At 69.9% G+C, this 26,920-nt stretch carries 28 protein-coding genes; 19 read left to right on the forward strand and 9 right to left on the reverse strand.

Annotation, left to right across the window (positions count from 1 at the left end; all coding sequences use genetic code 11):
• Positions 1-9: 9 nt before the first annotated feature.
• The 8 genes from ACYVF3_RS08525 (at position 10) to ACYVF3_RS08560 (ending at position 4,952) form a co-directional block, all read left to right on the forward strand.
• A complete protein-coding gene (locus tag ACYVF3_RS08525; protein ID WP_461153617.1) occupies positions 10-171 on the forward strand; it encodes a hypothetical protein in 162 nt (53 codons plus the stop codon).
• Between the two features lie 7 nt (positions 172-178).
• Entirely contained in the window at positions 179-301 is a 123-nt protein-coding gene (locus tag ACYVF3_RS08530) for a hypothetical protein (RefSeq protein ID WP_461153618.1), read from the forward strand.
• Between the two features lie 70 nt (positions 302-371).
• Entirely contained in the window at positions 372-596 is a 225-nt protein-coding gene (locus ACYVF3_RS08535) for a hypothetical protein (protein ID WP_461153619.1), read from the forward strand.
• A 45-nt stretch (positions 597-641) separates the two neighbouring features.
• Positions 642-884 carry a hypothetical protein gene (locus tag ACYVF3_RS08540; protein WP_461153620.1) on the forward strand — a complete coding sequence of 81 codons (243 nt, stop codon included), beginning with the start codon at positions 642-644 and terminating at the stop codon, positions 882-884.
• Positions 885-953: 69 nt separating this feature from the next.
• Positions 954-1,256, forward strand: coding sequence for a hypothetical protein (locus ACYVF3_RS08545; protein ID WP_461153621.1), 303 nt, complete (start codon positions 954-956; stop codon positions 1,254-1,256).
• Between the two features lie 156 nt (positions 1,257-1,412).
• Positions 1,413-1,724, forward strand: a complete 312-nt coding sequence (locus tag ACYVF3_RS08550; protein ID WP_461153622.1) for a hypothetical protein — start codon at positions 1,413-1,415, stop codon at positions 1,722-1,724.
• A complete protein-coding gene (locus tag ACYVF3_RS08555) occupies positions 1,724-4,318 on the forward strand; it encodes a WXG100 family type VII secretion target (RefSeq protein ID WP_461153623.1) in 2,595 nt (864 codons plus the stop codon). Before ACYVF3_RS08550 ends, ACYVF3_RS08555 begins: the two co-directional genes overlap by 1 nt.
• Positions 4,319-4,349: 31 nt before the next feature.
• Complete coding sequence (locus tag ACYVF3_RS08560; RefSeq protein ID WP_461153624.1) at positions 4,350-4,952, forward strand: hypothetical protein; 603 nt, start codon at positions 4,350-4,352, stop codon at positions 4,950-4,952.
• Positions 4,953-4,995: 43 nt separating this feature from the next.
• On the opposite strand, the gene ACYVF3_RS08565 is transcribed toward ACYVF3_RS08560, so the two are convergent.
• On the reverse strand, positions 4,996-5,739 hold the full coding sequence (locus tag ACYVF3_RS08565) for a hypothetical protein (protein WP_461153625.1): 744 nt from the start codon (positions 5,737-5,739) through the stop codon (positions 4,996-4,998).
• Positions 5,740-5,850: 111 nt separating this feature from the next.
• Positions 5,851-6,684 carry a dienelactone hydrolase family protein gene (locus ACYVF3_RS08570; protein WP_461153626.1) on the reverse strand — a complete coding sequence of 278 codons (834 nt, stop codon included), beginning with the start codon at positions 6,682-6,684 and terminating at the stop codon, positions 5,851-5,853.
• Positions 6,685-6,860: 176 nt separating this feature from the next.
• Here ACYVF3_RS08570 and glmS point away from each other — a divergent pair, with 176 nt between their 5' ends.
• From glmS to ACYVF3_RS08600, 6 genes are all read left to right on the forward strand, one after another.
• A complete protein-coding gene (gene glmS / locus ACYVF3_RS08575) occupies positions 6,861-8,723 on the forward strand; it encodes a glutamine--fructose-6-phosphate transaminase (isomerizing) (protein ID WP_461153627.1) in 1,863 nt (620 codons plus the stop codon).
• Between the two features lie 43 nt (positions 8,724-8,766).
• Positions 8,767-10,290: an NAD(P)H-hydrate dehydratase gene (locus tag ACYVF3_RS08580; RefSeq protein ID WP_461153835.1), complete on the forward strand. Its 1,524-nt coding sequence runs from the start codon at positions 8,767-8,769 to the stop codon at positions 10,288-10,290.
• Positions 10,291-10,428: 138 nt separating this feature from the next.
• Entirely contained in the window at positions 10,429-11,580 is a 1,152-nt protein-coding gene (alr, locus tag ACYVF3_RS08585; protein ID WP_461153628.1) for an alanine racemase, read from the forward strand.
• Between the two features lie 115 nt (positions 11,581-11,695).
• Positions 11,696-12,790, forward strand: a complete 1,095-nt coding sequence (locus ACYVF3_RS08590; RefSeq protein WP_461153629.1) for an alpha/beta fold hydrolase — start codon at positions 11,696-11,698, stop codon at positions 12,788-12,790.
• Positions 12,787-13,260: a tRNA (adenosine(37)-N6)-threonylcarbamoyltransferase complex ATPase subunit type 1 TsaE gene (tsaE, locus tag ACYVF3_RS08595; protein WP_461153630.1), complete on the forward strand. Its 474-nt coding sequence runs from the start codon at positions 12,787-12,789 to the stop codon at positions 13,258-13,260. The genes ACYVF3_RS08590 and tsaE overlap by 4 nt, the downstream gene beginning before the upstream one ends.
• A complete protein-coding gene (locus tag ACYVF3_RS08600) occupies positions 13,257-13,880 on the forward strand; it encodes a DedA family protein (protein WP_461153631.1) in 624 nt (207 codons plus the stop codon). The genes tsaE and ACYVF3_RS08600 overlap by 4 nt, the downstream gene beginning before the upstream one ends.
• Before the next feature lie 58 nt (positions 13,881-13,938).
• Here the strand turns inward: ACYVF3_RS08600 and ACYVF3_RS08605 are convergent, their stop codons facing one another.
• The 3 genes from ACYVF3_RS08605 to ACYVF3_RS08615 form a co-directional block, all read right to left on the reverse strand.
• The gene (locus ACYVF3_RS08605) at positions 13,939-14,262 is read right to left on the reverse strand and encodes an AbrB/MazE/SpoVT family DNA-binding domain-containing protein (protein ID WP_461153632.1); all 324 of its coding nucleotides are present in this window, start codon (positions 14,260-14,262) and stop codon (positions 13,939-13,941) included.
• 57 nt (positions 14,263-14,319) lie between these two features.
• A complete protein-coding gene (locus ACYVF3_RS08610) occupies positions 14,320-15,855 on the reverse strand; it encodes an AMP-binding protein (protein WP_461153633.1) in 1,536 nt (511 codons plus the stop codon).
• A 164-nt stretch (positions 15,856-16,019) separates the two neighbouring features.
• Positions 16,020-16,793: an IclR family transcriptional regulator gene (locus tag ACYVF3_RS08615; protein ID WP_461153634.1), complete on the reverse strand. Its 774-nt coding sequence runs from the start codon at positions 16,791-16,793 to the stop codon at positions 16,020-16,022.
• A gap of 227 nt (positions 16,794-17,020) precedes the next feature.
• Here ACYVF3_RS08615 and aceB point away from each other — a divergent pair, with 227 nt between their 5' ends.
• The 5 genes from aceB to ACYVF3_RS08640 all read left to right on the forward strand — a co-directional run bounded on the left by aceB (position 17,021) and on the right by ACYVF3_RS08640 (position 22,739).
• Positions 17,021-18,607: a malate synthase A gene (gene aceB / locus ACYVF3_RS08620; protein ID WP_461153635.1), complete on the forward strand. Its 1,587-nt coding sequence runs from the start codon at positions 17,021-17,023 to the stop codon at positions 18,605-18,607.
• A 63-nt stretch (positions 18,608-18,670) separates the two neighbouring features.
• Positions 18,671-19,915, forward strand: a complete 1,245-nt coding sequence (locus ACYVF3_RS08625; protein ID WP_461153636.1) for a DUF6986 family protein — start codon at positions 18,671-18,673, stop codon at positions 19,913-19,915.
• 252 nt (positions 19,916-20,167) lie between these two features.
• Positions 20,168-20,869 (forward strand): protein phosphatase 2C domain-containing protein, encoded by a 702-nt coding sequence (locus tag ACYVF3_RS08630; RefSeq protein WP_461153637.1) that lies wholly within the window; start codon positions 20,168-20,170, stop codon positions 20,867-20,869.
• A 55-nt stretch (positions 20,870-20,924) separates the two neighbouring features.
• Positions 20,925-21,986, forward strand: a complete 1,062-nt coding sequence (locus tag ACYVF3_RS08635) for a MerR family transcriptional regulator (protein WP_461153638.1) — start codon at positions 20,925-20,927, stop codon at positions 21,984-21,986.
• A 435-nt stretch (positions 21,987-22,421) separates the two neighbouring features.
• Entirely contained in the window at positions 22,422-22,739 is a 318-nt protein-coding gene (locus ACYVF3_RS08640; RefSeq protein ID WP_461153639.1) for a hypothetical protein, read from the forward strand.
• On the opposite strand, the gene ACYVF3_RS08645 is transcribed toward ACYVF3_RS08640, so the two are convergent.
• The 4 genes from ACYVF3_RS08645 to ACYVF3_RS08660 form a co-directional block, all read right to left on the reverse strand.
• Positions 22,736-23,650: a serine/threonine-protein kinase gene (locus ACYVF3_RS08645; protein WP_461153640.1), complete on the reverse strand. Its 915-nt coding sequence runs from the start codon at positions 23,648-23,650 to the stop codon at positions 22,736-22,738. The two genes, ACYVF3_RS08640 and ACYVF3_RS08645, sit on opposite strands and share 4 nt — an antisense overlap.
• Before the next feature lie 7 nt (positions 23,651-23,657).
• Positions 23,658-23,849, reverse strand: coding sequence for a hypothetical protein (locus ACYVF3_RS08650; RefSeq protein ID WP_461153641.1), 192 nt, complete (start codon positions 23,847-23,849; stop codon positions 23,658-23,660).
• A 169-nt stretch (positions 23,850-24,018) separates the two neighbouring features.
• Entirely contained in the window at positions 24,019-25,077 is a 1,059-nt protein-coding gene (locus ACYVF3_RS08655) for a S8 family serine peptidase (protein ID WP_461153642.1), read from the reverse strand.
• A 174-nt stretch (positions 25,078-25,251) separates the two neighbouring features.
• Positions 25,252-26,589, reverse strand: a complete 1,338-nt coding sequence (locus tag ACYVF3_RS08660; protein ID WP_461153643.1) for a nucleobase:cation symporter-2 family protein — start codon at positions 26,587-26,589, stop codon at positions 25,252-25,254.
• Positions 26,590-26,920 lie beyond the last annotated feature (331 nt).

Here is a 26,920-nt window from a genome sequence, read left to right on the forward strand (position 1 = left end):
CCTGCTCACATGGGTGCCATCGTCGTCGCCATAGCCGTAGGACTCGTTGCCGTCGGGCTCGTCGTCGGGATCATCGCGCTAGCCACGCTGATGATCGTCGGCCTGAAGGCCGTCAACACAGCTCACGAGGGCCGTTCCTGGTACGTCAACCGGCGGCAGTCCAAGGTGTGAGCGTCCGATGCGCTTCCTCGGCGACCTGTTCACGGTCCTGATCGTCCCGCTCCTGTGCATGCTCGTGGGCGCGCTGATCTTCGCGGTCGTCCTGGCGCAGGGCTGGGGTCTGCACACGCTCGTGCAGTGAACACCGCCCGTCCGCACCTCGCGTTCGTTAGGCTCGCGAGGCGATCACGGCCGGACGGAGGTAGGGCGCAATGGTCTTGATGATGACGGGAATCGGGCTGGTCCTCGGGATCGGGATCGGGTTCCTCGTCGGATTCCTGGTGTTCCGGAACAAGCAGCAGAGTCCCGGTTATCCGCAGCAGGCGCAGTTCGCCCAGCCCCAGCAGTGGCAGGCGGCACCTCAGCAGTGGCAGCAGACGCCGCCGCAGTTCCCTCCGCAGCACGGCTACGGTCAGCAGCCGCGTCCGCCCCAGTGACGGCGCTGCACCCGTCATCTTCGTCGCCGTCACCGGAGGAGAATCTTGATCGAGCTCGTCATGGGGCTTCCCGTAGGCATTGCGATCGGGTTCCTGATCGCGTTCCTGGTCTTCCGCCAGCGTTCCGCTCAGCAGGGCTATCCGCAGGCGCCGCAGCCGTGGGGACAGCACGTGCCGCAACAGCAGTGGGGTCAAGCGCAGCAGCCGCAACAGCAGTGGGGGCAGGCGCAGGCCCCGCAGCAGCCCTACCCGCCGCAGCAGGGCTACGGGCAGTTCCCGCAGCAGTGATATCGATCCTGGTGACGAGAACAAGCTGATTGGGAAGACCTGCGGTTGGGGCCTGGCATGATGCGGGCCATGTGGCGCCCGATGCTTGCAATTCTCGTCCTGCTGCTGATCGCCGGTGTGATCACGCTCGTGGTCGTGCTCGCGAAGCGGCGGAACAAGCCAGGCCAGCAGCCCTACGGCCGGCCCCAGCAGTGGGGTCAGCAGTACCCGCAGCAGCCCTGGGGCCAACCGCAGCAGCAGTGGAGTCAGACACCCCAGCCACCGCAGCAGCAGTGGGGTCAACCCCAGCCGCCGCAGCAGTGGGGTCAAGCGCAGGTCCCGCAGCAGCCCTACCCGCCGCAGCAGGGGTACGGGCAGCCGCCTCAGCAGTGAGCGCCCGCCTTCGCGGATGCAAGCACCTGAGCCGTTTCGGCCGTTGCCGAGGCTGTTTCCTGCCAAGATGAGGAACCAGGCAGTCTTGGTTCACGTCGGAACCTGTGCTTGAGCGCTTCGAGAGCGACGGCAGGTTTCACTGATGGAGGGGGAAGGGTGACCGGGTTCGGGGCTAACGCCGGTGAGTTCTCATCGGCAGGTGGAAGTATCCGTGCGGCGGCGGATCCGGTCCGCGACCAGCACAGCAAGAACATCTCCGACATGGGCATGGGGCAGGCCGATTTCGGCAAGGCCCATGGCGAGAACTTCCAGCCGTACGACCAGGCCATGAAGAAGATCGGCAAGTGCGTCGAAAGCCTCGCCGCGAGCATGGACGACTTCGCCGGAAAGCTGGAGCAGACCGGATCCGGCTACGACTGGTCCGACGCCGACGCCGCCAGCACCGTCGGAAAGTCCGGGGGTAACTGATGGGCGACGACTCGAACCTTCCGCCGTGGGAGGACGTTAAGAAGGTCCTCGACGACCCGAACGTCTCGGATGACAAGAAGCGTCAGCTCGCGATCGCATACGGCCAGAACTCCGATGAGGTCTGGGGCAATGGCATCAATGACGAGGTCGAGCCCTACCTCGACAAGTACGACGACGGGTACTGGCGTCTTCACGGCGAGGGGTTTCTCAATTCAGACATCGAGCAGAACCTCAAGGACTCCTATAAAGACGCCAAAGACGAGTCCGACAAGGCTGCGAAGAAGGAGCAGGAGCACGACCAGGCCGTCAAGGACGGCAAGGGCAAGCTCGACGACGCCAAGCGCAAGTCCGAGAACGGCGAGAACGGCGGCGCCGGCGCCAAATCCGGTGATGAGCTGCTCGACGCCGGGAAACCCGGGCTGCGGTTCTTCGATCGGTGGATCCCGCTCTACGAGAAGATCGAGAACGACTACGGGGACAAGACCAAGGTTCGCAAGCTCGACCAGATCCACGAGCTGTACGACCAGCAGCGTCAACTCAACTTCGACAAGTTCGCCAAGAACATCGAGGACCTGAAGAACGCTGAAAAGGGCATGCGCGAGTCCGTGCAGACCATGTCCGACAAGCTCGGCGGCTTGTGGAAGAGCTGGACCGGTGGAGCGTCGGACGCGTCGCAGGACTTCTTCTCGTCGAAGTTCACACCGACCGCGCAGGAGCGCGTGATCCAGAGGGTCAGCGACTCCGCGTCGATGACGCAAGACACCGTGAAGTCGGTGTCATCGATGATCCAGGAGAAGGCGAAAGCCGCGCTGGAGCTCGACAAGTACTCCGAGCGCATCGGTGAGAAGGCTGAGCAGGACTGGGACACCACCATCACGGTGGCGAACGACACCGAGGACGACACCACGCTGCGCAAAGCTTGCGAGATCTGGGGAATCCCGATCGAGGAAGATTGCGGCGACTTGTCCGATGAGGCCAGGGACAAGATCAAACAAGAGTGTCACAAGGTCGTCCGCCACACCTTCGCCAAGTCGGTGGAGGAGACCTGCTCCGGGTTCGTGAAGATGTGCGAGGACACCAAGAAGCACATCGACGAAGCCTGGAAGAAGCTCAACGACGAGTTGGGCAAGGCCGAGGAGAACCCCTTCCAGAACCCGGGACCGGCCGACAAGGGCGGTGACCAGAAGCCCGGAGGACAGCAGCCAGGCGGTCAGCAGCCCGGTGGTCAGCAGCCCGGTGGTCAGCAGGGCGCCGGTGGCGCTGGTGCAGGAGGCGCCGGTGCCGGTGGAGCGGGTGCTGGAGGCGCCGGTGCCGGTGGAGCGGGTGCTGGTGGAGCTGGGACCGGAGCCGGTGGAGGAATGCCTCCCACACCGGAGATGCCCAAGCCCCCGGAAATGCCCGAGATGCCGCAGGTTCCGGGCATGCCCGGGCAGGGCGGACCAGGTGGTCCCGAGGGCGAGAAGGTCACGCTCGGCGAGGGCCAGAACGCGGTGACCGTGCAGGAACCGGGCGCCGACGGCAAGACCCAGGTCCAGCTGATGGGCCCGGACGGCCAGCCCAAGACCTACGCGGTCGACTTCGGCCAAGGCCAGCCGGGGCAGGTTCCCGGCCAGCCCCCAGCCGATCCCGGTGGTGTGCAGACCATGCCCGCCCCGGCGCCGGGAGCCCCTGTTCCGGGCGGATCTCAGGCGATCCCGGTCTTGGCAGGTCCGGACGGGCGCGCCGTCATCCACGAGGGTGATCGCACCATCACGCTGGAGCAGGGCCCCGGCGGTGAGATGAAGGTCAGCGTCGACAACGGCGGTGGCCAGCCACCGCTGAACCAGACGGTCGACTTCGGCGATGATCCGAAGCCGCCGACCCTCGGTGCGCCCGGAACCCCGCCAGGCGAGGGAATCGTCGGCGGTCCGTACCCGGCGGAGCGGCCGCAGTTCGATGTTCAGCCCGGCGTCCCACCGGTCGAGCCCGGGACCCCGCCGGCCGAGCCCATTTCCGCTGCGCCCGCACCTGATCTCGCCGGAGGCGGTGCGGCAGGCGGTTTCACGACCATGCCCGCGCCGGACACCAGCGGGTTCACCACGATGCCCGCGGCGGACGCGACCGGTGAGCCCGCTCCGGGCGCTCCAGCGGCGACCACGGCTCAATCGGTGGGTGTCGGTTCACCGGCTCCCAACGGCGGCGACGGCGTGCAGAACTCCTTCGCGAGCATGGCGGGCAACCTGTTCGGCGACGGCCCCGACAGCGCTGCCCCCGGACAGGCGGGTTCCAGCGGTCTCTCGTCGCTGGGCGGAGGTGACCAAGCTGGAGGAGCGCCGCACGGTGCGGGTTCGGCCGGGCTCTCCTCGCTCGGCGGTGACCCCGGCGGCGGTGGTCAGTCCGGTGGCGGTCAGAGCGGCCAGGGCGGTTCATCGGCGATGGGCGGCGGCATGATGGGTGGCGGAATGATGGGTGGCGGTCAGGGCGGCCAGCAGGGCGGCGACCAGGAGCGCACCAACGACAGCCCGTGGCGCACCGAGGGGCAGCTCTTCGACGACGGAATGGAGGCGTCCAACGTGCGCTTCCGGTCGGTGCTGGGTGAGGACCGGGATCGGTGAGCTCGGTGAGTACCGGTGAAGGGGTGCAGCGGTGACCGCTATCAGTGAGAACGCCAAGGCTTTCCGCAACGCGATGGAGGGCCTCGCGCGGGAGAACTCGGCCAGCGTCCGCGCTGTCGAGCAGAGCTGGGCCGATTCGGCGAAGGCCGCTGACAAGTCCGCGCAGGAGACCACGGAGAAGGGTCAGAAGCTCGTGGAGCGCATCCGCGAGCGCGCCGAGAACCTCCGCCGCGCGGACGAGAAGTCGGGCGTGCAGGAGATCGCCATCGGTGAGGAACCGGAGACCGTCGATCCCGATCCCGAGGTGGAGCGCTTCTCCCAGCAGCTCTACGTGACGCAGAGGAGCAAGGCGGAGGAAGCGGCTGCGACAACAGCGCAGTCGACGGAAACCCCGCCGCAGCAGGTTGGTCACGGGACGCAGCAAGGGAACTACGGCCAACAGGCCCCCCAACCCCCTGCGCCGCCGGACAACGGGTGGAACGTCCAGGCCGGCCGATTCGGCCGCCGGAACGAGCAGCAGGCGCCGCCTGCCGCTCCTCCGCAACCGCCGGCGCCGCCCAAGCCGGCTCCGCGGCGGAAACCTGCCGCGTTCGACGATGACGACGACTACGAGAACCAGAGCTGGTTGCGCTGAACGCGCTTTCGGGCCGTGATCCGCTGGATCACGGCCCGAGTCGTCACTGCTGCGGGTAGCCGCCAGGCGGTTGCTGCGGATATCCGGGCTGCTGCTGCGGGTAGCCCTGCTGCTGCGGCTGCTGGGGGTATCCGGACTGCTGCGGGAAGCCTTGCTGCTGCGGATAGCCCTGCGGGAAGTATCCGCCCTGCTGCGTGGCGGCTCCGCCGGGCTTGGGCTTGAACGTGTTTCGCACGACCGGGAGCAGGGAGAGCCCGGCGACGATCGCACCAGGCAGGAACGTCGCCCAACCGGCGAAGGGCGTGAGCGCTTCGAGGACCGTGTCTCCATCTTCCGGGTCCATGGTCATGAAGCGGAAGACGATGGCCCACAGCAAGTACGCGAACAGCAGGATCGCCCCGCCGAGCAGGACGAACGGCGAGATCCAGAGCCGGAGGATCAACAGCACGCCGCCGGCGATCAAGGCCAGGCCCCCGAGCCCGCCCAGCAGGATGTTGACCCACTGCGAGTCGATGCCGTCGAAGAAGATGTAGATGCCGGAGATGATCGAGATCGCGGCGGCGAGGATCCCGATGATGCGGCCCACGTTGGTGTTCTGCGGCTGTTGTGGATAGGCCTGCTGTGGGAACTGCTGCTGTGGATAACCCTGTGGATATCCGGCCTGCGGCTGAGGATGACCAGGCTGTTGGGGGTATGCCTGCTGCTGCGGATAGCCCTGTGGAGGCGGGTAGCCCGGCTGCTGGCCAGGCTGCTGGGGCTGGCCGTACGGAGGCTGCGGGGGAGTCATGGTGATTGATTGTCGCGCACCAGGTCACCGCTCGGGGAAAAATCGGCACTGCGGGCTCGCCGCAGCGCCGGGGCCGAGAGGCGGAACGGCGCCTCGCCCGTGACGCCGGTTCTACGCGGCGAGCTTGCCGTGGGTGTTGACCTGGTCGATGGTGCTGCCCTTGATGTTCTCGTTGAGCAGCAGGTCTCCTCGGCGGTCTCCTGCGAGGGAGCGGAGGAAGAACGCCGTGAGCAGGCCCTTGGTGATGCGCTGGGTGGTGTACTCCGGCTTGCCGTGCAGCAGCAGCTGGGACCAGTGGATGCCCTCGGTGAAGCCGAGGTGGGTCGCCTTCTTGATCGTGCGCAGCTGCACCGGGCCGCCCCAGGCGCGCGAGATCGGTTCGGCGTTGGCCACCGGGGGTGCCAGCAGGTCCTCGGCCGCCGCGAGGTGCAGGGCCGGGGCCTTGACCTGCGGGGCCGCGTGGAGCGCTGACGGGTGCGTTTCGGAGGCGGCGAGGGTTGCGACGGCCTTGATGCGCGGGTCCTCGGCCGCGGCCAGGACCGCGCAGCCGCCGCCCATGGCGTGACCGGCCGCGCCGAGCTTGTTCGCGTCGACGCTGATCTTGCCGTCGCCGAGCCGGACACCGGCCGCGATGTCCAGCGCCGTGCGCATGTCCTCGGAGTAGAGGCGGTGCGACGCCATCGGGCCGCCGTGGGTCGACGGCGTGACCACCACGATCCCCCAGCTCGCCAGGTGCCTCATCAGCGCCAGGTAGCGGCGCGGCGGCTGGAGCCAGCCGTGGCCGAACACGATCGCGGGCAGGCCGGTCCCCTTGCTCGGGGTGCAGACCATCCCGGGCAAGCCGACCAGCGCCAGGTCGCCGTGCAGCACCTCGTGCGGGCCGCGGCGGGACAACTCGACGAACGCGTGCTTCGCGGTGGGAAGCTTCTTGGCTTTGCGCGCCATGGTCGACAACGGTAGCCGATCTCCCTCCTCCCGCGCGTTGGACGCTACTTTCGTGGTCCTCCTGCCGGGCGGCGCTCGACCGACGATCTTGGTGACCGCTCCCGCCCGCGCGAGGCGACGTGGGTCACCAGGGCTCCGTCATGTTCCTCCCGGCCGGAATGGCTACCCTGACTCGCGTGTGCGGCATCGTGGGTTACGTAGGACATCGCCAGGCGCTGGAAGTCGTGCTGGGCGGACTCCGGCGACTTGAGTACCGGGGTTACGACTCTGCAGGCGTTGCGCTGCTCGACGGTGAGGGCGGCCTAGCGGTCGAACGCGCGGCCGGGGCGCTGTCGAACCTGGAGAAGAAGCTCTCCGAGAGCGACGACGCCAAGTTCCTGGGCAACGGCGGGATGGGGCACACCCGGTGGGCGACCCACGGTGCGCCCACCGACCGCAACGCCCACCCGCACCGGGACGCGGCCGGCCGCGTCGCCGTGGTGCACAACGGCATCATCGAGAACTTCGCCGCGCTGCGGGCCGAGCTGGAGGCCACCGGCGTCGAGATGACCAGCGAGACCGACACCGAGACCGCCGCGCACCTGGTGTCGGCGGCCTACTCGGCAGGTCCCACCGCCGGTGATCTCTCCGCCAGCGTCTGCGCCGTGGCCCGACGTCTCGAAGGCGCCTTCACGCTGGTCGTGACGCACGCCGACGAGCCGGGCACGATCGTCGCGGCCCGCCGCTCCTCGCCGCTGGTGGTGGGAGTCGGCGAGGGCGAGCACTTCGTGGCCTCCGACGTGGCGGCGTTCATCGAGCACACCCGCGACGCCGTGGAACTCGGTCAGGACCAGGTCGTCACCATCACCCGCGATGGCTACCGGGTCACCGACTTCGACGACAACGACGTCGAGGCCAAGCCGTTCCAGGTGGACTGGGACCTCTCGGCCGCCGAGAAGGGCGGCCACGACTACTTCATGCTCAAGGAGATCGAGGAGCAGCCGGGCGCGCTCGCGGACACGCTGCGCGGGCACTTCGCGGGCGGCCAGGTCGTCCTCGACGAGCAGCGGCTGACCGAGCAGGACCTCCGCGACATCACCAAGGTCTTCATCGTCGCCTGCGGCACCGCCTACCACTCGGGCCTGCTGGCCAAGTACGCCATCGAGCACTGGTGCCGCATCCCGGTCGAGGTCGAGCTGGCCAGCGAGTTCCGCTACCGCGACCCGGTTCTGGGGCGCGACACCCTGGTCGTGGCGATCTCGCAGTCCGGTGAGACCGCCGACACGCTGGAAGCCGTGCGGCACGCGCGGACCCAGCGGGCGCGGGTGCTGGCGATCTGCAACACCAACGGCGCGCAGATCCCGCGCGAGTCCGACGCGGTGCTCTACACCCACGCGGGCCCCGAGATCGGCGTGGCCGCGACCAAGACGTTCCTCGCGCAGATCGCGGCGAACTACCTGGTCGGCCTGGCCCTCGCGCAGGCGCGCGGCACCAAGTACTCCGACGAGGTGGCCCGCGAGTTCGACGAGCTCGCCGCGATGCCCGAGGCGGTCCGCGCGACGCTGTCCACCGTCGACCAGGTGCGCAAGCTCGGCCACGAGCTGTCCGGGTCGAAGGCGGTGCTGTTCCTCGGTCGCCACGTCGGCTACCCGGTGGCGCTGGAGGGCGCGCTCAAGCTCAAGGAGCTCGCCTACATGCACGCCGAGGGATTCGCGGCGGGCGAGCTCAAGCACGGTCCGATCGCGCTGATCGAGGACCAGCTCCCGGTCGTGATCGTGATGCCGTCGCCGACCGGCCGGGCTCTGCTGCACGCCAAGATGGTGTCCAACATCCGCGAGATCCAGGCGCGCGGCGCCCGCACGATCGTCATCGCGGAGGAGGGCGACGAGGAGATCAAGCCCTTCGCCGACGAGCTGATCACCATCCCCGCCGTGCCGACGCTGCTGCAGCCGCTGGTGTCCACGATCCCGCTGCAGGTCCTGGCCGCGGAGATCGCCCGAGCCCGCGGTTACGACGTCGACAAACCGCGCAACCTCGCCAAGTCCGTCACCGTCGAGTGATGTTCTCCCGGGGTGTCTGACCAGTTCGGCGAGAGGGCTCGTGATGCAGGGCGTGTGGACTCCTGACCAGGTTCGGGGTGCCGAGCAGCGGCTGTTCGCGCGGACCCCGGAGCCCGTCGTGATGCGCCGGGCCGCCTACGCGGTGGCGGTGCAGTGCGCCCGGGTGCTGGCCGACCAGACCGGCGGTGTGGCCGGCCGGCGGGTCGCTCTGCTGGTCGGCGCGGGGAACAACGGCGGAGACGCCCTGTGGGCGGGCGCGTTCCTGCGGCGGCGCGGGGTCGGGGTGACGGCCGTGCTGCTGTCGCCCGAGAAGACGCACGCGGCCGGGCTCGACGGGCTCCGCCGCGCGGGAGGCCGGGCCGTTCCCGCCGAGGGCGCCAACGCCGACACCTCCGGCATCGGGGCCGAGGCCTCCGACGCCGTGGAACGCGCCGACCTGGTCATCGACGGGATCGTGGGTCTGTCGGCCCGCGGCCCGCTGCGTCCCGTCGCCGCCGAACTCGTGCGCCGGGTGCTGGTGCCGATCGTGGCCGTCGACCTGCCCAGCGGCGTCGATCCGATGACCGGAGCGGTCGAAGGATCAGCGGTGTCGGCGGATCTGACCGTGACGTTCGGCGGGCTCAAGCCCTGCCACGTGCTCGGCACCGGTGCGGTGCGCTCGGGCGAGGTGACCGTCGCGGGCATCGGCATCACCGAGGAGCTGCCCGAGCCCGAGATGTCGTTGCTGGACGCCGCCGAGATCGGCGAGGAGTGGCCGATCCCAGGCCCGGAGGACGACAAGTACAGCACCGGGGTCGTGGGAATCGCCGCCGGATCGGCGACCTACCCGGGTGCCGCGGTCCTCGCGACCGGGGCGGCCGTGCAGGCCACGGCCGGGATGGTGCGCTACGCGGGCCCCGCCGCCGACGACGTGCGCAACCGCTGGCCGGAGGTCGTGGCGACCGGGTCGGTCGGCGACGCCGGACGGGTGCAGGCGTGGGCGGTCGGGCCGGGCATCGGGCTCGGCGCGAGCGGCCGCGAGGTGCTGCGGTTCGTCCTCGAATCCGGGCGGCCGGTGTGCGCCGACGCCGACTCGATCACGATCCTCTCCGGTGACGAGACCACGTGGGACTCCCGCGATCCGGACGCTCCGCTGGTGCTGACCCCGCACGCCGGGGAGTTCGCGCGGCTGGCGGGCGTAGGACCCGGCCTCGACCGGGTCGCCGCGGCCCGCGAGGCCGCCGCCCGGTACGACGCGTTCCTGCTGCTCAAGGGCAACACGACCGTCATCGCCGCACCTGATGGGCGGGTCCTGGTCAACGACGCCCGCCAGGCGTGGCCTGCCACCGCCGGGTCCGGCGACGTGCTCACCGGGCTCATCGGCGCGCTGCTGGCCACCGGCATCGAGCCGCTGCGCGCCTGCGGCTACGCCGCGCACGTGCACTCGCTGGCGGCGGAGCTGGCTGCGCACGGCGCCACCGGCGACGGTCCGCGATCCGAGGCGGGTGCGCCGATCGGCGCGTCGGCGCTGCTCGCGGCGGTCCCGCACGCGATTCGCGCGGTCCGCGACGCCGCGCTGCCCTCCTGACTTCACCCGCCCTGATCACCCGATGGTGGGTAGTCGCGTGCGAGTTGCCCGCCTCACGCGTCTCCCCAGTGCTGTGAGCTGGGAAAAGGCGTAGCGGGACGAAAGGCGGGATGCCGGATGTGGGACCATGGTCGAGCCATGAGCAACCAGCACGCGTACCGCGCCGACCTGCGAATAGACGTTGACGCCCTCCGCCACAACGTCGGTGCGCTCGCGGGCCGCGCCCGGGCCTCGGGCGCGCGGACGATGGTGATCGTCAAGTCCGACGGCTACGGCCACGGCGCGCTCACCGTGGCCAGGGCCGCGCTGCAGGCCGGGGCCGACCAGCTGGGCGTCGCGTCGCTCGGCGAGGCGCTCCAGCTGCGCGAGGGCGGGATCACCGCGCCGGTGCTGTGCTGGCTGTTCACCGAGGCCGACGAGTTCGGTCCCGCCGTGGCCGCCGACGTCCAGCTGTCCGCGTCCTCGCAGGCGACGCTGGAGCGCATCGTCGCCGCGGCTGCCGCCGAGGACCGCGTCGCGCGGGTCCACCTCAAGATCGACACCGGGCTGGCGCGCAGCGGGTGCCCGGCCGAGCTGTGGCCCGCGCTGGTCGAGGCCGCCGCCAAGGCCGAGGCCGACGGGCGCATCCGGGTGGAAGCCGTGTGGTCGCACCTGGCCTGCGCGGACGAACCCGGTCACCCGTCGATCGACCACCAGGCCGAGCGCTTCCAGCGCGCCCACGAGCAGGCGCGGGCGGCGGGGCTCGACCCGATCCGGCACCTGGCCAACTCCGCCGCCGTGCTCACCCGGCCCGACCTGCACTTCGAGCTGGTCCGCCCGGGCATCGCCGCCTACGGCCTGGACCCGGTGCCGCAGGCGGGGGACCACGACCTGCGGCCCGCCATGACCTTCCGCTCCTCGGTATCGCTGACCAAGCGCGTTCCCGCTGGTGAGAGCGTTTCTTACGGCCACTCGTGGACGGCGTCCGAGTCCACCAACCTGGCGCTGGTCCCGGTCGGCTACGCCGACGGCGTGCCGCGCAACCTGTCCGGTCGCATGGACGTGTGGCTGGCGGGCAAGCGGCGGCCGGTGCGCGGCCGGGTGTGCATGGACCAGCTGGTGGTGGACTGCGGCGACGACGAGGTCGTCGAAGGTGACGAGGTCATCGTCTTCGGTCCCGGTGATCGCGGTGAGCCCACCGCCGCCGAGTGGGCCGAGGAGCTCGGCACCATCCACTACGAGATCGTCACCGGCATGTACCGGCCGCGGGTGACCAGGACGGTCGTGGACTCCGAAGCGGGGACGTCATGACCGAAGCGGTTCGTTTTCTTCCGGGAGTGGGGCGCAGCGCACATTGCGGTGTGCAAGCCGGGCCGCGTTCTGTAACGATCTTCACGTTCCGCCGCCGGAACCGAGTGGAGGCGACGTGAAACCGGTGTGGCAGGCATTGGCCTGGACGAGCGGGGTGATCGGGGCCGCGATCACCGGCGCCGCCGTGGGCGCGGCCGCGCACAGCACGCGCGCAGCCGTGCAGCGCAAGGGCGAGGAGGCCTTCGTCGAGGAACCCCTCGGCAGGCTCCAGCCGGACCGGCACTCCACCGTCGCCGCCGACGACGGCGTGCCGCTCTCGGTGCAGGAGATCGGTCCTGCGTCCGGGGGTGATCCCGCGCTGACCGTCGTGTTCGTGCACGGCTTCGCGCTGGACTCCCGGTGTTGGCACTTCCAGCGGCGGGACCTGCCCGAACTGCTGGGGCCCAAGACGCGGCTGGTGCTGTTCGACCAGCGCAGCCACGGCCGGTCCGGCCACTCCAGCAAGAAGAACAGCACCATCGACCAGCTCGGCCGGGACCTCGACGCCGTCCTCCGCGCCGCCGCCCCGCGCGGCCCGATCGCGCTGATCGGCCACTCGATGGGTGGCATGACGATCATGGCGCTGGCCGAGCAGAACCCCAAGCTGTTCGCCGACCGCGTCCGCGCGGTGGGGCTCATCGGCACCTCCGCGGGGCAGCTCGGCGAAGCCGGACTGCCGCGCACCTGGCTCTCCCGCGCCAACCCCGTCCCGCGCGGCCTCGCGCTGCTGTCCGAGCTCAACCCGGGCCTGGTCGAGCGCACCCGCAAGATGGGCGACCGGCTGGCGTGGAGCATCATCCGCGCGCTGTCCTTCGGGGACCGCAAGGTGCCCCCGGCGGTCGTGGACCTGATGGCCGAGATGATCGGCGCCACCACCGTCGAGGTTGTCACCGACTTCCTGGAGACGATCAGCCTGCACGACCGCAAGAAGGCGCTCGCCGCGCTCAACACCTGCGAGGTGCTGGTGCTCAGCGGCGACGTCGACAAGCTCACGCCGTACTCCCCGCACGCCGAGGTCCTCGCCGGGGAGCTGCCGGACGCGACGCTGGTGAAGGTCGAGGGCGCAGGGCATCCGGTGATGCTCGAACGGCCCGGCCTGGTCACCGACCAGATCGTGTCCCTGCTGCGGCGTGCCACCGGCATGAAGTTCAAGAAGGGAACCGGGAGTTGAGCGCCGCGCTGAAGACCGTGGAACTGCCGCAGGAATCGGACACCCTGGAGTTCGGCCGCCGGCTCGGCGAAGCGCTCCGGGCGGGCGACCTGCTGCTGCTCGACGGGCCGCTGGGCGCGGGCAAGACCGTGCTGACCCGCGGCATCGCGGCCGGCATGGGCGTGGTCGGCAGGATCACCTCGCCGACGTTCGTCATCGCCCGCGTGCACCAGCCCGAGAGCGACGGGCCCGCGCTGGTGCACGTCGACGCCTACCGGCTGGGCGGCCTCGACGAGATCGACGACCTGGACCTCGACACCGACCTCACCGACGCCGCCGTGATCGTGGAGTGGGGCGAGGGCCTGGCCGACCAGCTCTCCGACACCCACCTGATGGTGCGCCTGCGCCGCCGCGAGGACGACGTCCGGGAACTCACCCTGGAGCCGCACGGCGAGAGCTGGTCGGAGCGGCTGGACGCGCTCACCGGGTGACCGAGTTCCTGGCCGGGTTCCCCGGTCTCCCCGCGCTCGCGATCGCCGGAGTCGTGCTGTTCGCCGAATCCGGTTTGCTGATCGGTGTTTTCCTGCCCGGAGCGGGAACGGTCCTGGCCCTGGGCTGGATCGCCGGTCAGGGCGCGCTGCCGGTGTGGTCGGCCGCGCTGGTGGCGTCGCTGGCCACGATCGCCGGGTGCCAGCACGGATTCCTGCGCGGCGCGCACCCCGGCGCGCTGAACCGGCGCTTGGTCGACCGGGTCGGTGAGCAGCGCATGCAGCGCGTCGAGTCCGCTCTGGACGGACGGGCCGAGCCCACGGCCGCGATCTCCCAGTGCTTCGCCGTCGTGCGCACCCTCGTGCCCCGGCTCGCCGGCCGGGCCGGGATGTCGCACCCGCGCTTCACGGCCTGCAACGCCCCGGTCGGCGCTGCCTGGGGCACGGGCCTGGCCGTGCTGGGAGCCTTCTCCGGCGAGGCCTACGCCAGGGTCCAGGCGGCGGCAGGGCTCTTCGGTCTCCCCCTGCTGGCCCTGGCGGCAGCCGTGCTCGCCCTCCTCTGGTGGACCCGCCGCAGGCGCACCTCCGGCACCCGGACCGAACCCGAGCGGGTGCGCCGCTGACGCCGTCTCACGCGGCACTACCGGATGAGGAGGAGCGCTCTGGTGTCGAGCATCGCTGTCACGTGGCGTCCTCTCGTGCGGCTTCGCTGCGTCGATCGGCGACGAGTTCGTCGGAGAGGGATTTCTTCCCGGTGAGCGTCGCGGCGAGCGAGGCTCGCACTCTCCGGGCCTTCTGCTCCCATGTTTCCAAGCGCAGTACGCCGTCAGGTTCGACCGTGATGTGGATCTTCGTGCCCGGCTCGAGCCCGGCTGCGTCTCGCACCTCACGCGGGATGGCCAGTCGACCCTGCGCGGTCAAGGTGGCTTCCGCCGAGACCGTGTCCTGATTCGAGTCCATGCGTCGATATGGCCAGGCCATCTCCATCACCTCAAGCCACTTCACCAGGAAGTGGCTTGAGGTGATGGCTGCGCCAGTGCGTGGTCCGGGTGGCGCGGGGGTTCAGTTGATCTTGCGGGTGCGGCCGGTCCAGTACTGGTCCCGGAGCTTGAACTTCTGCAGCTTGCCGGTGGCGGTGCGGGCGAGCGAGGTGCGGAACTCCACCGAGGTCGGGGCCTTGTAGCGGGCCAGGTGCTGCTTGCAGTGCTCGATGAGCTCCTGCTCGGTGACCTCGCCGCCGTCGGTGAGCACGACGAGCGCCTTGATCGTCTCGCCCCACTTCTCGTCGGGCACGCCGATCACCGCGACCTCCTCGACCTCGGGGTGGCTGAACAGCACGTCCTCCACTTCGATGGACGAGACGTTCTCGCCGCCGGTGATGATGACGTCCTTCTTGCGGTCCGAGATGGACAGGTAGCCGTCCTCGCCGATCGTGCCGCCGTCGCCGGTGCGGAACCACCCGCCCTGCAGCACCGACGCGGTCTCCTCCGGCTGCTGCCAGTAGCCGCGCAGCACCACGTTCGAGCGGGCGAGCACCTCGCCGGTCTCCGACGTCGACAGCCGCACGCCGAGCGCGGGAGCGCCCGCGCGCACGAGCTTCTCGGCGCGCTGCCCCGGGGGCAGGTCGTCCCACTCCGAGCGGCTGCGGTTGATCGTGAGCAGCGGCGAGGTCTCGGTGAGCCCGTAGATCTGGATGAACTCCCAGCCCAGCTCGGACTGCACCCGCTCCACGGTCTTGGTCGGCGGCGGGGCGCCGGCGACGATGATGCGCACCCGGTCCCGCCCGGGGATCTCGCCGTCCCAGTGCTCGGCTGCGGCGAGCACGGCGTTGACCACGGCCGGAGCCGCGCACATCACGGTCACCCCGTGCTGCTCGACCCGGCGCAGGATCTCCGCGCCGTCGACCTTGCGCAGCACGACCTGCTCGACGCCCATGCCGGTCATGCCGAACGGCATCCCCCAGCCGTTGGCGTGGAACATCGGCAGCGTGTGCAGGTAGACGTCCCGGTCGGTGACTCCGGCGTGCAGCGCGAACGTGGTGGCGTTGATCCAGATGTTGCGATGGGTGATCTCCACGCCCTTGGGCCGCGCCGTCGTGCCGCTGGTGTAGTTGATCGCGGCGATGGCGTTCTCGTCCGGCTCCCACGGCTCCGGCTCGGCGTCGAAGCGGTACAGCTGCGCGTCCGACTCGGAGCCGAGCACGAATTTGTGCTCGCACTCCACCTCCGCGAGGTGGTCGGTGAGCTCCGGGTCGATGAGCAGCACCTTCGCCCCGGAATGCTCGACGATGTAGGCGATTTCGTCGGCGGAGAGCCGGAAGTTCACCGGCACGATCACCCTGCCCGACCCGCACACCCCGAAGAACGAGGTCAGCAGCCGCGCGCTGTTGTGCGAGACGATCGCGACGCGCTCGCCGTGGGCGACGCCGAGCGCGTCCAGCCCCGCCGCCTGGGCGGCCGCCAGCTCTCCCATCCGGCGATAGCTGACGGCGCCCCAGGACTCGGCGGGCTGATCCGGCTCGTCCACGACGCCGGTGCGCTCGCCGTACACGGTGACGGCCCTGTCGATGAAGTCACGAACCCCGAGCGGTACGAACATGCTGACTCCTGCGCCTTGAGGACTTGATCGCGAGCGCGTCGGATGGCGCGAGGACCGCATCACCCCTGGTGAGGGCACTGCTGGCCCGGCGTCGCCACTGACGCATGGCGTGTGCGTACCTCATCGTGGCCATGACCACAATCACCAGCGGTCCGACGCGCTCCTCAGGCGGTGGCGCTGAGCTCGGTGGAGAGGTCCTTCGCGAGGCGCTGCATGTGCGGGATGATCTCGTCGGTGGTGATCCGCGTCATCCGGCCCTCCGGGCCCGAGATCGAGATGCCCGCGCCCGCCGGGGCTCCCGGGACGGCCACCGCGTAGCAGCGGACGCCGACCTCCTGCTCCCCGTCGTCGACGGCGTAGCCCTGCTTGCGGATGCGGCCGAGCTCCTCGTGCATCGACTCGACGTCGACGATGGTGCGTTCGGTCTGCGGGTTCATCGCCGTGCGGGACAGCAGCTGGGTGACCTCGTCGGTGGGCATGGTGGCCATGACCGCCTTGCCGACCGCGGTGGCGTGGGCGTCGACGCGTCGGCCGACCTCGGTGAACATCCGCATCGAGTGCGGTGAGGGGACCTGCGCGACGTAGACGATCTGCGCGCCGTCGAGCACGGCCATGTTCGCCGACTCGCCGGTGACCTCGGTCAGCTCCGCGAGGTACGGCCGCGCCCAGGAGCCGAGCGCGCGGCTGGCGGTCTCGCCGAGCCGGATCAGCCGCGGCCCCAACGCGTATCGCCGCGATGGTTGCTGCCGGGCGTATCCGCTGTTCACCAGGGTCCTGATGATGCGATGGATGGTCGGCAGGGGTAGTCCGGAACGCTCCGCGAGTTCGGACAGCGCGACCTCACCGCCGGCATCGGCCATCAGTTCCAGGAGCTCGAAGGTGCGGTCGACGGACTGCACCCCTCCGCCCTGGTTCGCCCGCCGTGGGCCAGTGGTCATCGCAGAACTCCCTCTCCCGGATCCAGTCGAAGTCTAGTTCGTGGTGCGTGCGCCAGCTCATGTTGCTTTCGACGCATAGTGGAAACTAACATCCACGATGCAGAATTTCATCTGGATGTTCTTCGCTTGTGACGAAGCCGCTCGCGGGTGCGGGTCGGCTCGTCACGCGGCAAGGTGAGCCATCAGCCACCGTCTGAAATCCGGCAGCAGAAAGAGGTGGACGATTCATGTCCGAAACGGCAGGGGTGAAGGTCCTCGGCGGCGCCGTGGAACGCGGTGACGAGATCCTCACCGCCGAGGCGCTGGAGTTCGTGGCCGGTCTGCAGCGCGCCTTCGGTGCGCGTCGCGACGAGCTGCTCGAGCGTCGCAAGACCCGTCGCGCGGAGGCCGCGAAGAACGGCCGCCTGGACTTCCTGGAGGAGACCAAGCACGTCCGCGAGGGTGACTGGCAGGTCGCCGCGCCGCCGGCCGACATCGCCGACCGCCGCGTGGAGATCACCGGCCCGACCGACCGCAAGATGGCCATCAACGCCGCCAACTCCGGCGCGAAGATCTGGCTGGCCGACCTGGAAGACGCCAACACCCCGCACTGGGACAACGTGGTGTCCGGTCAGGTCAACCTCTTCGACCTCGTCCGCAAGCAGATCGAGCTGCACATCCCGGGCGGCAAGTCCTACACGCTGCGCGACGACGTGAGCCACGCGGTGCCGCTGGTGCGCCCGCGCGGCTGGCACTTCGACGAGAAGCACATCGAGGTCGACGGGAAGCCGGTCGTGGCCGCGCTGGTCGACTTCGGCCTGCACTTCTTCCACAACGCCCAGGAGCTCATCAACCGCGGCAGCGGCCCGTACTTCTACCTGCCGAAGATGGAGAGCCACCTCGAAGCGCGCCTGTGGAACGAGGTGTTCACCCACGCGCAGAAGGAGCTGGGCATCCCGCACGGCTCGGTGCGCGCCACGGTGCTGATCGAGACCTACCCGGCCGCGTTCGAGATGGAGGAGATCCTCTACGAGCTGCGCGACCACTCCGCGGGCCTCAACGCCGGTCGCTGGGACTACCTGTTCAGCGTCATCAAGACCTTCCGCGACTCCGACAAGTACATCCTGCCGGACCGCAACGCGGTGACCATGACCGCGCCGTTCATGCGTGCCTACACCGAGCTGCTGGTGAGCACCTGCCACAAGCGCGGCGCCTTCGCCATCGGCGGCATGGCCGCGTTCATCCCGACCAAGGACGACTCCAACGCCGCGGCGATGGAGAAGGTCCACGCGGACAAGAAGCGCGAGGCCGGCGACGGCTTCGACGGTTCCTGGGTCGCGCACCCGGGCCTGGTCCCGATCTGCTTCGAGGAGTTCGACGCGGTTCTCGGCGACAAGCCGAACCAGATCGAGCGCAAGCGCGAGGACGTCAAGGTCACCGCCGACCAGCTGCTGGCCGTCTCGGAGACCCCCGGTGACAAGACCATCGAGGGCCTGCGCGCCGCGGTCGACGTCGGCATCCGCTACATCGTGTCCTGGCTGGGCGGCAACGGCGCCGCGGCGATCCACAACCTGATGGAGGACGCCGCGACCGCCGAGATCTCCCGCTCGCAGATCTGGCAGTGGCTGCACAACAGCGTGCAGCTGGCCGGCGGCCAGACGGTGACCCTGGAGCTCGTCCGGGAGATCCTGGCCGACACGGAGAAGGCGCTGCGCTCGGAGGCCGGTTTCCCGACCGACAACCTCTCCAGCGCGGTGGAGCTGTTCGAGCAGGTGGCTGTGGCCGACGACTTCGTCGACTTCCTGACGCTGCCCGCCTACGAGCAGATCGACTGATACGGCATCGCGGGGGCGCCGGGATCACCGGCGCCCCCGCTTTGTCCATCGAGGAGGGTGCAAGTGGCTGAAACGTCGTTGGACTCCGCAGAAGTCGCCCGGCGGCTCGCGCGCTTAACCGCGGTCGACGAGCACATGGCGCGGACCTACCCGGGTGCTCGTGCCGATCTGCAACCGGTGCACACCTGCTACGTGCCCGCTGACCGGGTCGACGCGGGAGTGCTGCGGGACTGGGCCGACGCGGCGCTGGCCGCGCTCGACGAGCACGCGCCCACGCCTTCGCGGCTCGCCGAGATCCTGGGCCTGGACGCGGAGATCGCCCAGGCCGTGCACCCGAGGGTCCGGGCCAAGCTGGCCGGTTCGCCCGTGCAGGACCTGCGGATCGACTTCGAGGACGGCTACCGGGCGAACGCCGAGGACGCCGACGCCGAGCGCACGGCGGCCGTCGTCGCCGACTGGCTGCGGGACGGCGTCGCACCGGCCAACTTCGGGCTGCGGGTCAAGTCCTACGACACGCCCGAGCTGCGCGAGCGCTCGGTGCGCACGCTCGACCTCTTCCTCACCGCGCTGCTGGCGCGCACCGGTGGCGTGCCCGACGGGTTCGTGCTGACCTTCCCGAAGGTCGTCGACGTCGCGCAGGTCGAGGTGTTCGTCGAGATCCTGGGCCTGCTGGAGCAGCGGTTCGGCCTCGCCGAGGGCGCGCTGCGCTTCGAGATCCAGGTGGAGACCACGCAGTCCATCGTGGATTCCGACGGCCGGTTCGCGCTGCCGCGCTTCCTGCGCGCCGGCGCCGGGCGGGTCACCGGGCTGCACTTCGGGACCTACGACTACACGGCCTCCTGCGGGCTGACCGCCGCCAACCAGCACCTCGCGCACCGCGCGTGCGACTACGCCCGGCACGCGATGCAGGTCGCCGCCGCCGGAACCGGGGTGTTCCTCTCCGACGGCTCCACCAACGTGCTGCCCGTCGGCGAGCAGGTCGTCAAGGGCTGGCAGACCCACTACGACCTGGTCCGGCGCTCGCTGGTGCACGGCTTCTACCAGGGCTGGGACCTGCACCCGGCGCAGCTGGTGACCCGCTACGCGGCCGTCTTCGCGGCCTTCCGCGACTCGGCCCCGGCGGAAGCGGCCCGGCTCGCGGCCTACACCGGTTCGGGGTCCGCCGAGGTCCTCGACGAGCCCGCCACGGCCCGCGCGCTGGCGGCCTCGTTCGTCCGGGCGCTCGACAACGGCGCCACCGACGCCGACGAGGTGAAGGTCCTGACCGGTCTCGCCGAGCCGGATCTGCGGGCGCTCGGGCGCCTCTGACCGTTCTCCTCCGTCCGCTCCTGGAATGAACTCACGACGCGCGGGGCCGCCTTCTCCACTTCGCGGCCCCGCGCGTTGTTGACTGCGTCGACGACATCGCGAACTGTTTCGCCGATCCGGGCGTTGAGCTGTGGGAGCGCTCGGATCATGGGATCGCGGAGTCCTCGACAGGAGCGTCGGACGGCCCTGGCCGGCGCCCGCGCGGCTCGTCCGCCCGCATCACGCCAGGGACCTTCGACGAAGGGAACCGCTGTGGCCAGCACTCTGCTGTCAGGCTCCGCGACGCACGTAGGCGGCCGGAAGAACAACCAGGACTCCGTGCTGGTGTCCGAGGGGCTGTTCGCGGTCGCCGACGGGATCGGGGGGTTCGTCAACGGTGACGTCGCCAGCAGGCTCGCCCTCGACACCCTGGAATCGGCGTTCGCCACCGACCGCACGGCCGCCGGTCTGCTGGAGTCCGCGCGCAAGGCCAACGAGGCGGTGTGGCTGAGGTCCAACGCCGACAGCACCTCCATGGGCACCACGCTGGTCGCGGTGGCGATGACCAGCGATGCCGGGACCGTCGCGATCAACGTCGGTGATTCGCGGCTGTACCGGTTGCGCGACGGCTCGCTGGAGCAGCTCACCCGCGATCACACCGTGCTCGCCGAGCTGCTGCGCAGCCGCGAGGTCAGCGACGCCGACGCGCGCAACCACCCGCACCGGCACGTGCTGACCCGCGCTGTGGGCGTGGGTCCGGAGGTCGAGATCGACCTCGACGAGCTGACCTCGGAACCGGGCGACCGCCTGCTGCTGTGCTCCGACGGTCTCTTTAACGCCAAGAGCGCCGAGGACATCGAGCGCCTGCTGGGCTCCGACGGCGATCCGCAGGACCTCTGCGACGGCCTGGTGGAAGCGGCGCTGGAAGCCGACGCCGACGACAACGTCACCGCCCTCGTCCTGGAGATGCAGTAGGGGAGTTCGCACGCGGTGTTGACCCTTCCCCGCGGTCAAGGCTCATGCTCGTCGCGTGAACGAGTTGTTGAGCATCGGGGAGTTCTCGGCGCGGTGCGGGTTGTCCGCGAAGATGCTGCGCTCCTACGCCGGAATCGGGCTCCTGGTCCCGGCTGCGGTCGACGCCTGGTCCGGATACCGCTACTACTCGACGCGCCAGCTGCACCGGGCGCGCGTCATCGGCCTGCTGCGGCAGGCGGGCGTCGCGGTCGACGACATCGCGGGCTACTTCGCCGACCCGAGCGCGCAGCGGTGGGAGCGCTGGGACCGCGAGATCGTGGAGTCCTCCGACTCGCGCCGGAAAGCACTGGCCGAGGCGCGCGCGGCGCTGCTCGCCGACGTCTCCCCAGCACCTCCGACCAGGAAGGGGTTCGCCGTGACCAGCACGCTTCAGCCAGGCGCCACCACGCACACCGGTGGCCGGGAGAGCAACCAGGACGCCACGCTCGTCGCCGACGGGCTGTTCGCAGTGGCCGACGGCATCGGCGGTTTCGCCGACGGCGACGTCGCCAGCAGACTCGCCCTCGACACGCTGGCATCGGCGTTCGCAGCCGATCGCACGACCGCCGGACTGCTGGAAGCGGCGCGGCTGGCGAACGAGGCCGTGTGGGAGAGGGCGAACGCCGACGGGACGTCCATGGGCACCACGATCGTCGCGCTCGGGTTGACCGACGACGCGGGCGCCGTGGTGGTCCACGTCGGGGACTCCCGCCTGTACCGGTTGCGCGACCAGCGTCTGGAGCAGCTCACCCACGACCACAACGTGCCCGGCGAACTGCTGCGCACGTACCAGGTCACCGACGAGGAGGCCCGGAACCACCCGCACCGGCACGTGCTGACCAGGGCGATCGGTGTCGGGCCGGAGGTCGAGGTGGACCACGCCGGGGCCTCGGTCAAGCAGGGCGACCGGCTGCTGCTGTGCACCGACGGGCTGTTCAACACCCAGAGCCCGGACGAGCTCAGGGACCTGCTGTCCTCCGGCAGCGACCCCCAGCAGATCTGCGACGACCTGGTCGGAGCGGCCCTCACCCGAGAAGCCGACGACAACGTCACAGCCCTCGTCCTCGACGTCCAGTAGGGCCCGAGCCTCACCAGGTCCCAGTTTTAGGGGTCGTTGCAGAATCACCTTGCTTGGCGGTGCGGGTAGCGGAACCTCACACGCCGCCTGGACTCCGTGCGCCACTCCTGATGTATGCCAATACACGGCGTCGCGGCGTACTCGCCAGACGACGTGTGAGAACCCGCGGCGGTGCCAGCTGAGTCCCACACCTGAAACAGCGGCTCCGCCGCATTCTGAAACGACTCCTTAGTCATAACTGAGCCATGATCATGTCCGAAATGTCGGCTCAGTTTGGACGAAAACTGGGACCTGCCCACCGAAGTCCCGACCGCCGCGAGCCTCCGCAGCCCTCGTCGCACCCTGCTGGTCTCTTCTTAGGTCGAGTCTGGGAGGGAGCGGGGGTGGGGTTTTTGGGGGGAGACTGGGTTCGGTCGGTTTCTTGGAGGTTGTGGGATGGATCGGGATGTGCGCGAGAAGCTCAAGGAGCAGCTCGGGGATCACCAGATCTTCGGGGAGCCCGTGCGCCAGGGGGACGCGACGCTGGTCCCGGTCGGGGAGGTGCAGCTCGGCGGGGGTTGGGGCGGGCCTCGCGGTGACGCGGCGGGCGGTGGCGGCGGAGTGCAGGCGCGAGCCATCGGCGCGTTCTCGATCGAGGTCGATGGTGCGGTCACCTGGCACCCGGCGGTGAACGTCAACCGGATCGTCTGGGGCGGCCAGCTCGCACTCGCGACCGCGCTGGTGGCCTTCGCCGTCGCGTTCCGCCGCCGCTAGGTGCCGATCGACCGGGGATCCATCCCCGACCAGGCGACCAGCTTGGCGGAGAGCTCCGCGATCGTCGGCCGGGACACCGGATCCGGCGTCAGGCACTCGTCCACCGCGCGCGAGAGCGCCGCGGGCAACCGCCGGTGCGTGCGCAGCGGCGCGGCCCGCTCGGTGCGCTGCGGGTAGTGCGGCCCGCCGCCGGCGGTGCGCTCGCGGTGCGAGGAGGAGGCCCACGGCGTGGTGCCCGACAACGCCTCGTACAACGTCACGCCCAGTCCCCAGACGTCGGCGGCGGGAGACATCCGCTCGCCGTCGGCCTGCTCCGGGGCGAGGTAGTCGAAGGTGCCCGCCGAGCTCTTCTCGCCGATCCGGCACACCAGGCTCAGGTCCAGCAGCACCGCGCGGCCACCGATCTCGACCACGTTGGACGGTTTGACGTCCAGGTGCGCCCAGCCGTGCCCGTGCAGGTACCGGAGCGCCGAGCACAGCTGGATCCCCAGCACCGCGGAGTCCAGCGGGCGGAGCATCCCCAGCTCGGCGATCAGGTAGCTGAGGGTGTGCCCGGGCAGCGTCTCGGTGATCAGCACCGGCCGCTCGGGTTCTGCGCTGCGCACGATCTCGTAGCCGCGCAGCAGGTGCGGGTGGGTCAGCTGGGTCAGCAGCACGCCCTCGTTGCGCAGCCAGGCGATCGCGCGTTCGTCGGTCGCGCGTTCGGGCCGGATGGTCTTGGCGATGCAGCGGCAGGACCGCTGCTCGCTCCACACGTCGTACACGTCGAGCCGGCTACCGCGCCGCAGGTGGTCGACGACGAGGTAACCGGGTGCGAGGGTGTCGCCCGCTGCCAGCGGAGCGCCGGGTGGTCCCCAGCCGTCCTCCGGTTCTCCGCCGCAGAACGACGAGGTCAAGGATTCGATCAGCACCGCTGCGTCAGCTGTGGCTGCGGTGGCGACGGCGGTGCCCGCTGCTGCTGTCCCGCCTGCGGCGGTGGTCGTCGCTGCTGTCGCGCCGACGCCGGTGATCGCTGCTGCTGTCGTGCTTGCGGCGGTGGTGGTCGCTGCTTCCGCGCGAATGGTGCTGCTTGGCTGGGGAAACCATCTGGAACAGCTTGGAAAGGTCCACGGCACACTCCCGAAATTCCATGATCATTCGGTTGCTCGGCGGCAACCCATCGGACCATTCTTCCGTAGATCGAGTGGACCATGCGACCAATTCCGAACGAAAAGACGCATGAAAGAACCGCGGCCGGTGATGGCGAGCGCCATCACCGGCCGCGGTGGGGAGCGGTGACTCAGCCCTGGTGCGCGACAGCGGCCGCGGCGTCGACGACGCCGTAGCCGTAGACCGGGTTGTACAGACCGCGCACGTTGACGATCGGGGTGCGAGCCGTGGAGATCAGCGCCTTCTCGACGCTCGCGGCATCACGTCCCTGCGCGCCCAGCAGCGCGGCGACCCCGGCGACCTGCGGGGCGGCCATCGACGTGCCCGCGAGCGCGTCGTAGTCGCCCTGCCCGCACTCGGGCTTGCCCATCCCGCGCGGCACGCTGGACCACACGTCTCCGTCGCACTCCCCGAGCGACGAGCCGCCGGGAGCCGAGACCGCGCGCAGGTTCAGCTTGACGCCGAGGTTCGAGTACACCGCGTGCATCTCGTTGGCGTCGGTGGCCGCCACGCACAGCGCGCCCTGCTCCCAGGACGGGGTGTCGCACAGCGGCGCGGTCTCGTTGCCCGCCGAGGCCACCACGACGACGCCCTTCTCGCGGGCGTAGGCGATGGCTTCCTTGGTGGCCGACTGGATGCCGAGCAGCGTCAGGACCTGGATGCCGGGCTGGGCGCCCAGGCTCAGGTTGATGACGTTGGCACCGTGATCGGCGGCGTAGCGCACGCCCGCCCCGATCTCCTCGAACGTGCCCGAACCGTTCTCCAGCGCCTTGATCGGCATGATCTTGGCGTCCGGTGCGACGCCGGCGATGCCGACGCCGTTGTTCGCGGCCGCGGCCGCGATTCCGGCGACGTGCGTGCCGTGCACGTCGCCTTCCTGGCCGACGCCGTCAGCGCCGATCCAGTCCCCGTTCCCGCAGGGGCCGGGCGCTCCGCCGCAGGCGAAGGTGGCGCCGGGGACGAGCTTCCCGCTGAATTCGGGGTGCCCGAGGTCGACGCCGGTGTCCACCACGGCGATGGTCTGCCCGGCACCGGTGCTGGAGGCCCAGGCTTCCGGCACGTGCATCTGCTGCAAGCCCCACTGCTTCTCGGCCAGCGGGTCGCCGCCGTCGGCGGCACCGGCACTCGCTTGCGTGGCCACCAGCGATAAGCCGACCAGGCTCGTGGTGATCAGGGTCCGCATCCGCATTGCGACTCCCATGGGTTGGCGCGGCATTTGGCGGATCAACGATTCGGTCGACGAATAGTTTCACTCGCAAGCGGGATTGGGGCCGATCACCAACAGGAGTTCCTTCGGCTGGAGCAATGCGGAATGCGGGTATTCCATTTTGGTGACGAACGAAAAGCGGTCACGCATCCGCAATTACGACATCTGGGTTCGCCGGCGGTGGGAGAACAGGAGGTTCAGCAGGAGAGCGGCGATGCACCCGGTGCTGATGCCGGAGTCGAGAACGGTGCGCATCGCTTCCGGGAAGTGGTCGTAGAACGACGGCGCCACTACCGGGATCAGGCCGATGCCGAGCGCTCCCGCCACGATCAGCGCGTTGTGCGGATCGCCGAGACCGGCGTTGCTCAAGGTGCGGATGCCGCTGGTGGCCACGGATCCGAACAGCACCAGCGCGGCCCCGCCGAGGACGGGCTGCGGCACCAGCGAGACCACCGCCCCGGCGATCGGGAACAGGCCCAGCAGCACCAGCACGCCACCGCCGGTGGCCACGACGAAGCGGCTGCGCACACCGGTCAGCGCGACCAGGCCGATGTTCTGCGCGAAAGCGCTGCAGGTGAATCCGCCGAAGAGGGCGGAGATCGCGCTGCCCGCCCCGTCGGCGCGCAGGCCCGCGGCGATGGTCTTCTCATCGGCGGGCCGGTCCACGATCTCGCCGAGCGCGATCATGTCGGCGGTGCTCTCCATCATCGCCACCAGCATCACGATGCAGATGGACAGCGTGGCGGTGAGGCTGAAGGCGGGCGTCCCGAGCTGGAAGGGGACCGGGAGGTTGAACAGCGGGGCCGATTCGAAGGTCGAGGTGTCGATCAGGCCCATCGGCCAGGCGACCAGGCTGCCCACGAGAAGGCCGATGAGCAGCGCGATCCGGTTCAGGAAGCCGGTGAGGAAGCGGTTGAGCAGCAGCACCAGCACGAAGGTGAAGGCGCCAAGCGCGACCTTCTGCGGTGCCGCGTAGTCGGGCGCGTCGGTGTCCTGCCCGGCGATCCACTTGATCGCCACGGGCATCAGCGAGAGCCCGATCAGGGTGATCACGGTGCCGTTGACCACCGGTGGGAAGAACCGCACGAGCCGGGAGAAGTACGGCGCGGCGATGAACGCGAGGACCCCGGCGATGAGCACCGAGCCGTAGACGACGGACAGCGGGTTCTGCGATCCGCTCTGCTGGGCGACGATGGCGAGGATCGGCGCCACGGACCCGAACGTCACACCGTTGACGAACGGCATCCGGGCGCCGATCTTCCACACCCCCAGCGCTTGGAGCGCGGTGGCCAGGCCCGCGGTGAACAGGCTCGCGCCGATCAGCAACGTCATCTGCAGCGGAGGGAGGCCGATGGCTTCCCCGACGATCAGCGGTGGTGCCACCACTCCCGCGTACATCGCGGCCACGTGCTGGATGCCGAAGGCGAGCATCCGGGCGGGAGGCAGCACTTCGTCGCACGGGTGCGTGGTGCTGCCGGTGTCGGTTCTGGCCATGTGTTCGCTCCCCAAACCCGCTGGGTCGATGTCGTCACGTCACTATCGGCACGAGCTGTTCTTTCCTGGTTCTCGTTGTGTTGCAACGGGATGAAGATCCAAAGTGGACTTGTGGGCACGTTGGACCGGACGCCGCTTTCGCGAGCGCCTTGGTTTCAGGGGTCGTTTCAGGATGCGGCGGAGCCGTTGTTTCAGGTGTGGGACTCAGCTGGCACCGCCGCGGGTTCTCACACGTCGTCTGGATGAGTACGCCGCGACGCCGTGTATTGGCATACAAAAGGAGTGGCGCACGGAGTCCAGGCGGCGTGTGAGGTTCCGCCACCCGCACCGC

The organism is Saccharopolyspora tripterygii, from assembly GCF_054778355.1.